At 35.9% G+C, this 12,794-nt stretch carries 10 protein-coding genes; all 10 read left to right on the top strand.

All coding sequences use genetic code 11. The features are described from left to right. The first annotated feature begins 68 nt into the window (after window positions 1-68). The 10 genes from nagE to pflB all read left to right on the top strand — a co-directional run bounded on the left by nagE (window position 69) and on the right by pflB (window position 12,791). Window positions 69-1,571: an N-acetylglucosamine-specific PTS transporter subunit IIBC gene (gene nagE / locus AC3WTA_RS25845; protein WP_000938909.1), complete on the top strand. Its 1,503-nt coding sequence runs from the start codon at window positions 69-71 to the stop codon at window positions 1,569-1,571. 264 nt (window positions 1,572-1,835) lie between these two features. After that, window positions 1,836-3,074: a serine hydrolase domain-containing protein gene (locus tag AC3WTA_RS25840; protein WP_000371821.1), complete on the top strand. Its 1,239-nt coding sequence runs from the start codon at window positions 1,836-1,838 to the stop codon at window positions 3,072-3,074. Window positions 3,075-3,312: 238 nt separating this feature from the next. After that, entirely contained in the window at window positions 3,313-4,128 is an 816-nt protein-coding gene (locus tag AC3WTA_RS25835; RefSeq protein ID WP_000022138.1) for a hypothetical protein, read from the top strand. 165 nt (window positions 4,129-4,293) lie between these two features. Then, complete coding sequence (locus tag AC3WTA_RS25830; RefSeq protein ID WP_000335519.1) at window positions 4,294-4,695, top strand: LSm family protein; 402 nt, start codon at window positions 4,294-4,296, stop codon at window positions 4,693-4,695. A 16-nt stretch (window positions 4,696-4,711) separates the two neighbouring features. Beyond that, complete coding sequence (locus tag AC3WTA_RS25825; RefSeq protein ID WP_000899482.1) at window positions 4,712-4,906, top strand: hypothetical protein; 195 nt, start codon at window positions 4,712-4,714, stop codon at window positions 4,904-4,906. 13 nt (window positions 4,907-4,919) lie between these two features. Then, window positions 4,920-6,467, top strand: coding sequence for a glycosyltransferase family 2 protein (locus tag AC3WTA_RS25820; protein ID WP_001266448.1), 1,548 nt, complete (start codon window positions 4,920-4,922; stop codon window positions 6,465-6,467). After that, window positions 6,457-7,701 carry a nucleotide sugar dehydrogenase gene (locus AC3WTA_RS25815; RefSeq protein ID WP_001103212.1) on the top strand — a complete coding sequence of 415 codons (1,245 nt, stop codon included), beginning with the start codon at window positions 6,457-6,459 and terminating at the stop codon, window positions 7,699-7,701. Before AC3WTA_RS25820 ends, AC3WTA_RS25815 begins: the two co-directional genes overlap by 11 nt. Further along, window positions 7,698-8,663: a UDP-N-acetyl-alpha-D-glucosaminuronate decarboxylase gene (locus AC3WTA_RS25810; protein WP_000037030.1), complete on the top strand. Its 966-nt coding sequence runs from the start codon at window positions 7,698-7,700 to the stop codon at window positions 8,661-8,663. The genes AC3WTA_RS25815 and AC3WTA_RS25810 overlap by 4 nt, the downstream gene beginning before the upstream one ends. Further along, window positions 8,656-10,203, top strand: a complete 1,548-nt coding sequence (locus AC3WTA_RS25805) for a glycosyltransferase family 2 protein (RefSeq protein WP_001130011.1) — start codon at window positions 8,656-8,658, stop codon at window positions 10,201-10,203. The genes AC3WTA_RS25810 and AC3WTA_RS25805 overlap by 8 nt, the downstream gene beginning before the upstream one ends. A gap of 338 nt (window positions 10,204-10,541) precedes the next feature. Then, window positions 10,542-12,791, top strand: coding sequence for a formate C-acetyltransferase (pflB, locus tag AC3WTA_RS25800; RefSeq protein WP_000195478.1), 2,250 nt, complete (start codon window positions 10,542-10,544; stop codon window positions 12,789-12,791). Window positions 12,792-12,794: the final 3 nt, after the last annotated feature.

Here is a 12,794-nt window from a genome sequence, read left to right as displayed (position 1 = left end):
ATAGAAAGCGTTTTCTAAGGCGTACTTATAATGATAACGATTTCATAAATTTGATAGGGGGAATTAAAATGTTGCAGTTTCTACAACGTATTGGTAAAGCATTAATGCTTCCAATCGCCGTACTACCAGCAGCAGGATTATTGCTTCGTTTAGGGCAACCAGATGTATTTGATATTCCTGTTATGGCACAGGCCGGTGCAGCAGTTTTTGATAATTTAGCACTTATTTTTGCAATTGGTATTGCAATCGGTCTTTCAGTTGATGGTAGTGGTGCAGCAGGTCTTGCAGGTGCAATTGGTTATCTAGTTATGAAAAACAGTATTGATGCACTTAGTAAGGGATATTCTACTGTAGAATTACAAGATAAATTAGGCAAAGTTCAAGATTTAATAGGTAATAGCGCTAATGTAGATCCATCTAAGCTTGCAGATACAATGACACAGGTATCTAAGGCAGCCGAATTATCGACTAAAGTGGATATGAAAGTTTTAGGTGGTATTATTGTCGGTGTTATAGCAGGACTTCTTTATAATAAATTCCATAAGATTAAACTTCCAGAATGGTTAGGGTTCTTTGCTGGAAAACGTTTCGTTCCGATTGTTACATCGGTTGTGATGTTACTATTAGGAATTCTATTCGCACAAATTTGGCCAGCAATTCAAAATGCTATCGATGCATTAGCTCATGGAATTGTTAATTTAGGGGCAGTTGGTTCAGGTCTATTTGGTTTATTAAACCGTCTATTAATTCCAATCGGTTTACACCACGTAATGAACACATACTTCTGGTTCGTACTTGGTGACTTTACAAATGCAGCAGGTAATGTTGTAAATGGTGATATTGCTCGCTTCCTTGCAGGAGATAAAACAGCGGGTATGTTTATGACTGGTTTCTTCCCAGTTATGATGTTCGGTTTACCAGCAGCATGTTTCGCAATGATTGCGGCTGCTAAACCAGAAAAACGTAAAATGGTTACAGGTATGTTAGGTGGTCTAGCACTAACTTCATTCTTAACTGGTATTACAGAACCAATTGAATTCTCATTCATGTTCTTATCGCCAGTATTATATGGTATTCATGCTGTATTAACAGGTCTGTCTCTATTCATTACAACAACACTCGGCATTCACGATGGTTTCACATTTAGTGCCGGTGCAATCGATTACTTCTTAAACTTCGGTATTGCAACAAAACCAGTATTACTCGCGGGAGTCGGTTTAATTTACGCAGTAATTTATTTCGTTGTATTCTACTTCTTAATTAAGAAGTTCGACCTGAAAACGCCTGGTCGTGAAGATGAAGAGGAACTAGCTGAAGGTGAAGAAGCTCCAGTTGCAGGTTCAATTGGTGAAACTTACGTAGCAGCTTTAGGTGGAAAAGAAAACTTAACAGTTATTGATAACTGTGCAACACGTCTACGCTTACAAGTGAAAGATGCTGGTCAAGTAAACGAAGCAGCATTAAAACGTGCTGGTGCAAAAGGTGTTATGAAATTAAGTAACACGAGTGTCCAAGTTATCGTAGGTACAAATGTTGAATCCGTTGCCGATGATATGAAAAAACACGTATAAATAATGAGATAAGAGGATATCCCAAAAGATTGATAACATCAATTTTTTTAGAGGATATCCTCTTTTTTTTGTTAACAATTTAACGGGAATCTTACTTTTGTAAATTTTCTTTTTCTTTTTCATACATATAGGTTGGTAATATGTGTAGTGCGTGATAAAGTAGGGATGACGTCGAATGGAATGTCAAAAATCTATGAAAAAGATCCGGAATGAATCTTGTGTAGTGGAATTAAATTATCGGTAAATAAGGGGAAAAAAGCAATCATGGATCAGGAAAAAAATAATGCGAATGGGAAAGCACGTCGGCCGATTGTATACATAAAAAGAACAATCATTCTCGTCTTACTATTTTCAGTTGTATATTTCATGTATACAAAAATTGTTGCGCATAATAAGAAAGAAGAAACTTTAAAAGCAGCAGAAATGAAGAAACAAGAAGAGCTAAAAAAGAAAGAAGAAAAGAAGAAGCAAGAAGCACAAAAACAAAAAGAGCAGGAAGAACAAGTAAAGCAAGTACAAGCTGTGGAAAAGCCTGCTGAGGGACCACCTCAAGAAATTAATGAAAACGCTAAATTAGATCAATATTTACAAAACGCAGGATTTAGCGGGACAGCTGTTATTGTGAAGAACGGAAAAGTTCTTTTGAATAAAGGATATGGTATGGCGAACAAAGAGAAACAAGTACCGAATAATTCAGAGACAACTTTTTATATTGGTTCTATTTCAAAGGCATTTGTAGCGACTGCTATTATGCAATTAAAGGATCAAAATAAATTAAACGTAGAGGATACGGTTGCAAAGTATATTCCAGATTTCCCTCAAGGTAATGGTATTCAGTTAAAACATTTACTAACACATACATCAGGAATCCCAGAGTATGAGCAGGGAACAGAGGATATTTCTCATGAAGAATTGATAAAACGAATAGGAAAGCAAAAGCGTGTTGGGGGTCCAGGAGAGAAATGGAAATATTCCGATTCGAACTATTCGATACTTGCCTACATCGCTGAGAAGGTAAGTGGACAACCGTTAGAAGAATATATTAAACAACATATTTTTGCTACTGCGAGTATGGAACATTCTGGTTTCGGTAAAGCGTTAGAGCAAACAAGGTTTCCATCGACAGGTTATAAAATAGTAAATAACAATATGACAACACCTAATATTCCAAGTATGTCACAACTATATGGTTGTGGTGATATATATACAAGTGCACATGATTTATATTTATTTAATGAAGCACTCTTCTCTGGAAAGTTAATTTCAAAAGAGAGCTATGATCAAATGTTTACAGGCGGAAAAAAAGATTACGGATTTGGTTGGTATGTAGACCCGGGCAGTTATTCAAATCACGGTGTAATGCCAGGATGGAATTGCTTAAATGGATTTAGTAAAAACGGAAGTGTGTATGTCGTTTTATTATCTAACATTCAAAACAACATTAAATCGTTTGGTAAAGTGAATAACGACATTTATACGATGTTGCGAAATATTGAAGTGTAAGAGGCTATCCTATTGGATGGTCTTTTTTTATTGAGGAAGTGTAGGGGGTAATGAGATAATGAAATAAAGTGAAACTTTAATCAGTGGGGGTTTTGTTCATCCCCCACTGATTATTAGTTGAACCAATCGGGCTTTTACGGGCAGTGGATCCCCCACCTAACTTCTTTGCTTTCGCTGAATTTTGAAGTGGGGGTCTTACTGCCCGTTAATGCGGGATAAATGGAAAAGGGGGAGGGATATGAGTATACATAAGCATCACGCACGTAATGCAAAACGCATATTTTTTGTATCTGTCATTGTATGGATTATCGTCGCAATTGTATTAGTGATGGAATATAAAAAAGGGATGCTATTCACTTCGGAGAAAGAAAATCTGAAATTAATAAGTGTTGTACTACCAGCAATTGGATTATTAATATATAGTTTTATGGAAAAACGAAGATCAAAAATACTTAAACAGGAAAATTATAATATAGAGACTTCTGAATTATTTGAGCAACAAAAATTTGTTGTTCGCAAAGAGGTAGGGGTATTTCAAGCAATAACGTACTTTGGACTAGATGGCAGTGCAGTAGGGTTTTTAAAAGAAGAGTATGATTTTGTTATTCAACGTGTATGGCAAGCTGTACTTTCTTTTCTTTTTAGGGGATTACATAAGCAACAATTGTATTTATATAATCACTCGGGAGAAAGATTGTTGTGTGTTCAAAAGAAGATGGGAGTACGCAACGTCTATATTTTTTCTAATGTAGACGGAAAGAAAATTGGAGAGTTAACACAAATACTAAGTTTAACAAAGTGGGAATGGATTTTTTTAGGGGTGGATGGTAAAGAATTTGGTAAAGTGACTGGGGACCTTTCAGCAACAATGCAGAAAATAGATTGGCGGGATGGAACACATATAGATGTGAAAGAAGACGGTATTCCGTTAGAAGCTGTTAAGTATTTTTCGGCAAGTGGAGGGTCTCTTGTTACAGCTTCTATAAGTGAACAGGCAGAATTACCACGAGCAGTTTATTACAGTGTCTCTGCGATAGTTACAATTAAAAATTAATATATACATAAAGATAGATGGGATACCATCTATCTTTTTTTGTGATTAGAACATATTGTTTTGTTAAAAAATGTATGTCTTACCTATCACAAAAAAGTCTGCTTTGTATACATTAAGATGTATGGATGTATTTTTATAATCTAAAAATAATAGGAGGAGAAGTGTATGTGTCTGTTCGGTAAGTATTGGAAAAAGTTATCGAGATTGTTTAATAGACAATTAGATTATTTTTTAGATAATAAGTTATTGCCTGCTGTGGAACGACTTTTATTTTCACAAAACTTCGCGAGATTTATTCAAAGAAACTCTAAGCAAGCTACGGAAGAATTTATTGAATCAAGCAGATTTCAATCTATTATTTGTAACATATTAAAAGAATGTAATACATCACCTTTTAAAGAAATTGCAGAGCAGTATTTGGGTAAAAACGTAGAAATTACGGTGACAGTTGGACAGTTAACGGGTGTAATTGTAGCAGTTGGTGATGATTTCTTAACACTGCAAGAAGGGATAGGAACAGAAATTTTATTACCATTTACAAGCATTATATCAATTAAAGAAGCGTAAGGAAGGAGACTTATATATGTTATTTACTGAAGAATTGCGTAACCATGTTGGTGAGCTAGTGCAAGTTGTGACAGCGGTTGAAATTGTTGCAGGTATTCTGTTATCTGTGACAGATGGGGCAGTAAGTGTTCGTACTTCTCCTTCTTATGGACCACCGGAAGATGTAGTTGTGCGTACTCCTATTATTGCTTATGTTCGCTTGGAAGGGTAAGAGTGATACAAATATGAGAGTATCAGTTGTTATTCCAGCGCATAATGAAGCGAGTACTTTATCACAAGTTTTAGTAGAAGTGGAGAAGCTCGAACCTTATGAAATTATCGTAGTTGATAATGGATCGACAGATGGGACAAAAGAAATAGCGTTACAACATCATTGCCATGTCATTTATTATCACTATTCTCTTGGCAATGATGTTGGACGGGCAATCGGAGCAAGAGAAGCGAAAGGTGACATTGTTTTGTTTTTAGATGGTGATATCGTCATTGATAACAAAGAGTTGCAACGTTTCATAAAAGGAATTCAGCAAGGCCACCAAATTGTTGTGAATAATTTAACATGGTCCGTTTATTTAAAAATGAGACCGCATTATACGACAGTTGGCAAATTTATGTTGAATCGTTATTTGAATAAAAAAGAGCTTGTTGTTGGATCTTTAATCGCAATTCCACATGCGATGAGTAGGGAAGTTATTCAGAAATTTGGTTGGTGGAATTTAGCAGATCCAGCACTGTTTCAAGCGCTGGCGATGTCTAGAGGAGTAGATATTGTCGATATGGCCTCGGTCGATGTTATTCATACAAATAAAGTGCGTCCTGTTCATACTGGTACATCACCCGGTTCGCCTTATCCGAAAGCGACTAGTCGTATTATGGGAGATCATTTACGTGCTTTGCAATACGCAATCGAAATATATGGTAAGCGTGGTGGTTTTTCGGAAGGAAATAGGGATAGAGGGTTTATAGGAAAGTATAAACCAGTTGTATTACAAAAGAAAAAAGCGAAATATAGTGCCATTATCCCAGTGTCAGAAGAGAAAATGACTATAAGATCTGTTATACAAGAAGTGAAAAAAGCAGGTGTAGATGAAATTATAGTTGTTGCGAATGGAGCTGATATTGAGACAATTAAACAAGCAAAGTTAGAGGATGTTATCGTTATTGAATTCGAGGAAGCTCTCGGGCATAATGTGGCCCGAGCGATAGGCGCTATGCATGCCACGGCCGATATTTGTTTATTTGTCGATGGTGATTTTGTTATTCCGGGAAAAAAACTAATTCCATTTTTACATGCTATTGAAGATGGGTATGATGTGGCATTAAATGATTTACAGTGTTTATTAGATATGTTTCATCCGGCAGATCCAATTAGCATGGGGAAATATTTTGTGAATTTAGTAGCGAAACGACCAGATTTATGGAATAACTCATTAACGGCAGTACCACATGCTATGCATAAAAAGGTAATAGAACAAATAGGATATGACTCTCTAGTTATTCCGCCATTAGCTCAAATGAAAGCTATTTTGGAGGGATTTTCTATTACAGCAGTAGAATTTGTGGATGTAATAAAAACAAATCGAGTACGTCCAGAGCAACATGGATTTGTAAATGGGCGTATTCCAGCATTTGACCGTATTTTCGGCGATCAACTTGAGGCAATTGCATATTTATTGCAATCCACAGATGAGCGCGGGAGTTTTACAGATGGAGAGCGGGATAGAAATATCATTCAACAATTGAGAAAGGAAGAAGAGAATACAGATGAATGTTAGTAGTACAGTTGCCATTATCGGATTAGGATATGTTGGCCTTCCTTTGGCAGTCCATTTTGCAGAGAGAGGACATACAGTACTTGGATTAGATAAAGATACTAGAAAAATAGAATCAATTATAAAAGGAGAAAGTTATATTCCGGATGTTTCTTCTAAATTGTTACAAAGTTTATTGGCTAAAAAAAAATTAATAGTAAATACACCGGATCAAGGTATTGCTGATTTTCAAAATAGTGATTATGTTATTGTCACTGTCCCGACTCCAATTAATGAACAAAGAGAACCAGACTTAAGTGCCCTCATTTCAGCTTCGCATTATATACAACAAAACCTTCAAAAAGGACAAACCTTCATTTTCGAAAGCTCCACATATCCAGGTACGCTCGAGGAAGTTATTATTCCGATTGTTTCTCAAGGCGGCCAAAAGGTAGGCGAAGATTTCTATATTGGATATTCTCCTGAGAGGATTGATCCAGCAAATAGTCAATATTCCGTTCAGGACATTCCAAAGGTTATTAGTGGACAAACTGAGCAGTGCAAACAAAAAGTACAGGATTTATATAGCACGATCTTCGATGTAGTCGTTCCTGTTAGCTCTCCAAAAGTAGCGGAAATGTGTAAGTTATTTGAAAATATTCAGCGCCTAGTCAATATTTCATTAGTAAATGAGTTAAACACACTATGTGAAAGTTTAGGAATTGATTTTTATGAGGCGCTTGAAGCTGCATCTACAAAACCGTTTGGATTTACCCCATATTGGCCAGGACCAGGAATAGGGGGACATTGTATTCCAGTAGATCCTTTATATTTCCAATGGAGAATAAAAAAGAATGGGACAATTAGTCAATTAATTGAAGCAGCACATGTGATTAATGAAGAAATGCCAGAGAAAATAGTCCGGAAAGTAAAAGGCATGGTGCAATCACCTGCATCAGTTTTAATTGTAGGAATTGCGTATAAGAAAGATGTAAATGATTTGAGAGAATCACCGGCTTTACCGATTATTGAATTGTTAATAAAAGAAGGATATGAGATAGAATATCACGATCCATATATTTCTTCTGCAAAATTTGGAGATAAGTTGTACCAATCTGTTTCTTTGGATGAACAAGTCATTAAACAAGCGAATTGTATTTTAATTTTAACTGATCACTCTAATATCGATTGGAAGCTTTTTAAAGGAATGAAGCGAGTAATAGATACACGTGGAATTATAAAGAAGGTGAGTGTATGAGTAAGAAATGTTTAATTACAGGTGGAGCAGGATTCATTGGATCGCATCTAGCCGAAGAATTGGTGAAAAGAGGAAATGAAGTCACGATTGTGGATAACTTCTATAAAGGAAAAAATAAATATCATGATGAGTTAATGAAAGAAATTCGGGTTATTCCAATAAGCGTTTTAGATAAAAATTCTATTTATGAATTAGTAAATCAACATGATGTAGTGTTTCATTTAGCAGCAATTTTAGGTGTGAAAACGACAATGGAAAAGAGTATAGAGCTTATTGAAACGAATTTTGATGGAACGAGAAACATTTTACAAGCAGCGCTAAAAGGAAAGAAGAAAGTAGTCTTTGCGTCTACTTCAGAAGTATATGGTAAGGCAAACCCACCCTTCTCTGAAGAGGGGGATCGATTATACGGGGCAACCTCTAAAATACGTTGGAGTTATGCAGTGTGTAAAACGTTAGAAGAAACATTATGTTTAGGCTACGCATTAGAAGGTTTACCGGTAACGATTGTTCGCTATTTTAATATTTATGGTCCAAGAGCGAAAGACGGTCCGTATGCAGGGGTAATCCCACGATTTATCAGTGCGGCCCTGCAAGGAGAAGACATTCTCGTATATGGAGATGGAAAGCAGACACGTTGCTTTACGTATGTAAGTGATGCGGTGGAGGCAACGATTCGGGCAATGGATGAGAAGGTAAATGGTGAGATTATTAATATAGGTTCTGAGAACGAAAAGAGTATAAAAGAAGTAGCAGAAGTAATTAAAAAGCTAACGAAATCTTCTTCAAAGATTGTCCAAGTTCCTTTCGAAGAGGTATACCCACATGGCTTTGAAGAAATTCCAAATAGAAGACCAGATGTAACGAAATTAAAAGAACTTGTGCAGTTTCAAGCGACAGTAACGTGGGAACAAGGATTGAAGGAAACTATTAAATGGTTTCGTGAAGAAAACAATGGCTAAGTCGCTTTCGGTTATTATACCTGTATGTAATGAAGCGGATACGATTTCAGACGTTATTCAATCGGTAAAAGGATTAAATCCAGTAGAGATTATTGTAGTAGCAAACGGTTGTAATGATGGTACAGAAGAGGTTGCTGATCGTTTAGGATGTAAAGTAATCAAGCATACAGAGCTACTAGGGAATGATGTTGGCCGTGCGGTTGGTGCAAAACATGCGATAGGTGATGTATTACTATTTATAGATGGAGATTTTGCTATTCAAACTTCAAAATTACAATTATTCCTGAATCCAATTTTACATGATCAAGCCGACATCGTTTTAAATAATTTGGACGCATTATTTTTAAAGAAACAAAAACCGCACTCCGTGACAGTATGGCGCCAAATATTAAATGCAATGTTAGAGCGTGAAGAGTTAAAAATTGATTCTTTATTATCTGTACCTCATGCGTTGACGAAAGAAGTTGTTCAATGCATTGGATATGAATGTTTCGTTAATCCTATTGTAGCTCATTTACGTCTAGTACAAAGCAAATGGAGAATTAGTCGTCATTGTGCAATTGATGTTATTACGCCGAATAAATTTCGGCCAACCGAGCATGCTGCGTATGGAACGGGTCTTTCTCAATCTGAAAAACGGATGATAGGTGATCATATAGAAGCTGTAGCGGAGCGAATAGTAGGCAGTGATGAGCGCGGAGGGTATTATGATGGAAATAGGAAAAGAGAGTGTGTCTATCATACTTTAAGTTTCGAAGATTTTTATCAAGGATGGGGCGTTACATCTAAGTTGTATAAAGGAAAGCAATTATCGGTCATTATTCCTGTACAAGATGAAGAGAAAACAATTGGAAACGTTATAGAAGAGCTTCGCAAAATTGAACCTTTTGAAATTATCGTTGTTGTAAATGGTTCGTCTGATAAAACAGCAACGATTGCAAAAGACAAGGGAGCAACAACAATTGTATATAAAGAAGCACTTGGTAACGATGTGGGGCGTTCACTTGGAACTTATTTCGCCAAAGGAGAAATTGTATTATTTATAGACGGTGATTTTGTTATTCCAGCTAGTGAGCTATATCCATTTGCAAAAGCTATTGCAGATGGAATGGGTGTCGCATTAAATGATCTAAATCATTATTTAGATTTAAGAGTACCGCTTCATCTTGTAACTGCATTTAAATATGCATTAAATTTAGCTTGTGATAGAAAAGATTTAGGAGTAGGCTCTCTTATCGCTGTACCGAATGCGTTTAGCCGTAAGTGTTTGAAAGAAATCGGGTATAGATCTTTACTGTCACCTTGTGTAGCCCAAGTGAAAGCTATTCTGTCAGGATTCGAAATTGCGTGTGTAAGTCGTGTAGAGGTCGATAAGATGAACCGCATTCGTCCCAGTGAACATTTTGCAAAAATAGGTCATCCTCCAGCTGTTTTGCGAATTATAGGTGATCATATAGAAGGATTAGAGCAATTAATTGTATTAGAAGGCAGCCGTGGTGGATTCTATGATGGGAATAGAAAAAGAGATGTTTTAGAGTAGTAACAAAAAAGTGTACAACATATGTACACTTTTTTGTTCTGTTATAAAAACTATAACAGATTAGGAGATAAGAGTATTACAGCTCTACAATGGGTATTGTTCTTATATTACAAAATAGGACTCGTATATAAGGATACCAAAAAAATACAATTAAGGAAAGGGTTAATTATAAAGACTTTTAAGTGAAGTTAACACTATGCATATAGTAGTTTGCTCAACTTTTCACAAACATGTCACAACTATTTCGTTCACTTTAGCAAAAAAGTAGTATTCTAAGTGTGTAAGCTGTTATATAAAAAATCTTAGTCCTGTACTAATCAAAAATGGAGGAGATTAGGATGACTCAAGTATTAGAAAATGTTAAAAACGCATGGGAAAACTTTAAAGGTGAAAAATGGAAAGCAGAGATTGATGTTCGCGATTTCATTTTAAATAATGTAAACGTTTTCGAAGGAGACGAATCTTTCTTAGCGGGAGCAACTGAAGCAACGAAGCAACTTTGGGATCAAGTAATGGATTTAACAACGAAAGAACGTGAAAACGGTGGCGTTCTTGATATGGATACAAAAATTGTTTCTTCTATTACATCACATGAACCAGGATATTTAAATAAAGATATTGAAAAAGTAGTCGGTTTCCAAACTGAAAAACCATTTAAACGTTCTTTACAACCATATGGTGGTATTCGTATGGCGGAACAAGCTTGTGAATCTTATGGATACGAAATGGATAAAGAACTTAGCAGTATTTTCAGAGACTGGAGAAAAACTCATAATCAAGGTGTATTTGATGCATACACACCAGAAATGAAAGCGGCTCGTAAATCAGGTGTAATTACTGGTCTTCCAGATGCATACGGACGTGGACGTATTATCGGTGACTACCGACGCGTAGCATTATATGGTATTGATCATTTAATTGAAGTGAAAAAAGCTGATTTGAATTTAACTGGCGGTGTAATGAGCGAAGATACAATGCGTTTACGCGAAGAGTTATCTGAGCAAATGCGTGCACTTCAAGAGTTAAAACAAATGGCCGCTTCTCATGGCTTTGATATTTCTAAGCCTGCAACAAATACACAAGAAGCATTCCAATGGTTATACTTCGCATATCTTGCAGCAATTAAAGAGCAAAACGGAGCTGCAATGAGTCTTGGACGTACTTCTACATTCTTAGATATTTATATTGAAAGAGATTTAGCAAATGGTACTTTGACAGAAGAAGAAGTACAAGAAATTGTGGATCACTTCATTATGAAATTACGTCTTGTGAAATTTGCAAGAACACCTGATTATAATGAATTATTCTCTGGTGATCCAACTTGGGTAACTGAGTCTATCGGTGGTATGGCATTAGATGGTCGTGCATTAGTAACAAAGAACTCATTCCGTTTCTTGCATACATTAGATAATTTAGGACCAGCTCCAGAACCAAACTTAACAGTTCTTTGGTCTAAACAATTACCGCAGAACTTTAAAAACTACTGTGCAAAAATGTCTATTAAAACATCAGCAATTCAATATGAAAATGATGACATTATGCGTGCTGACTACGGCGATGACTACGGAATTGCTTGTTGTGTATCTGCAATGAGAATTGGTAAACAAATGCAATTCTTCGGCGCACGTGCAAACTTAGCAAAAGCATTACTATATGCGATTAACGGTGGTAAAGATGAAAAATCTAAAGCACAAGTTGGTCCTGAGTACGCACCTATTACTTCTGAAGTATTAGATTATAAAGAAGTTATGCATAAGTTTGATATGACAATGGAATGGTTAGCGGGTCTATATTTAAACACATTAAATGTTATTCATTACATGCATGATAAATATAGCTACGAACGTATTGAAATGGCACTTCATGATACAAATGTTCTTCGTACAATGGCAACAGGTATCGCGGGTCTATCTGTAGTAGCAGACTCTTTAAGTGCAATTAAACACGCAAAAGTAAAACCAATTCGTGATGAAAACGGTATTGCAGTTGACTTTGAAATCGAAGGAGATTTCCCTAAATACGGTAACAATGATGACCGTGTAGATGAAATCGCTGTAAATCTTGTAAAAACATTTATGAATAAACTTCGTAAACATAAAACATACAGAAATTCTGTTCATACAATGTCGATCTTAACAATCACATCTAATGTTGTATATGGTAAGAAAACTGGTAACACTCCAGATGGTCGCCGTACTGGAGAACCATTTGCACCAGGTGCGAACCCAATGCATGGCCGTGATACAAAAGGTGCATTAGCTTCATTATTATCTGTAGCTAAATTACCATATGAAGATGCACAAGATGGTATTTCTAATACATTCTCTATTATTCCAAAAGCACTTGGTAAAGAAGATGATGTACAAGTACGTAACTTAGTATCAATGCTTGATGGTTATGCAGTAAAAGAAGGCCATCACTTAAATATTAACGTATTTAATCGTGAAACATTAATGGATGCGATGGAACATCCTGAGAAATATCCACAATTAACAATTCGCGTATCTGGTTACGCTGTAAACTTTATTAAATTAACTCGTGAACAACAAATCGATGTAATTAATCGTACAATGCATGAAAGTATGTAAGTG

The organism is Bacillus sp. EB106-07-01-XG149 (genome assembly GCF_058791555.1).
The sequence above is the reverse complement of the archived record's forward strand: the minus strand, read 5'-3'. Positions and strand labels throughout refer to the sequence as shown.

What these genes read in the sequence shown, in the direction of transcription:
- nagE (WP_000938909.1), top strand. Translation starts at nt 69, where the DNA reads ATGTTGCAGTTTCTACAACGTATTGGTAAAGCATTAATGCTTCCAATC.
- AC3WTA_RS25840 (WP_000371821.1), top strand. Translation starts at nt 1,836, where the DNA reads ATGGATCAGGAAAAAAATAATGCGAATGGGAAAGCACGTCGGCCGATT.
- AC3WTA_RS25835 (WP_000022138.1), top strand. Translation starts at nt 3,313, where the DNA reads ATGAGTATACATAAGCATCACGCACGTAATGCAAAACGCATATTTTTT.
- AC3WTA_RS25830 (WP_000335519.1), top strand. Translation starts at nt 4,294, where the DNA reads ATGTGTCTGTTCGGTAAGTATTGGAAAAAGTTATCGAGATTGTTTAAT.
- AC3WTA_RS25825 (WP_000899482.1), top strand. Translation starts at nt 4,712, where the DNA reads ATGTTATTTACTGAAGAATTGCGTAACCATGTTGGTGAGCTAGTGCAA.
- AC3WTA_RS25820 (WP_001266448.1), top strand. Translation starts at nt 4,920, where the DNA reads ATGAGAGTATCAGTTGTTATTCCAGCGCATAATGAAGCGAGTACTTTA.
- AC3WTA_RS25815 (WP_001103212.1), top strand. Translation starts at nt 6,457, where the DNA reads ATGAATGTTAGTAGTACAGTTGCCATTATCGGATTAGGATATGTTGGC.
- AC3WTA_RS25810 (WP_000037030.1), top strand. Translation starts at nt 7,698, where the DNA reads ATGAGTAAGAAATGTTTAATTACAGGTGGAGCAGGATTCATTGGATCG.
- AC3WTA_RS25805 (WP_001130011.1), top strand. Translation starts at nt 8,656, where the DNA reads ATGGCTAAGTCGCTTTCGGTTATTATACCTGTATGTAATGAAGCGGAT.
- pflB (WP_000195478.1), top strand. Translation starts at nt 10,542, where the DNA reads ATGACTCAAGTATTAGAAAATGTTAAAAACGCATGGGAAAACTTTAAA.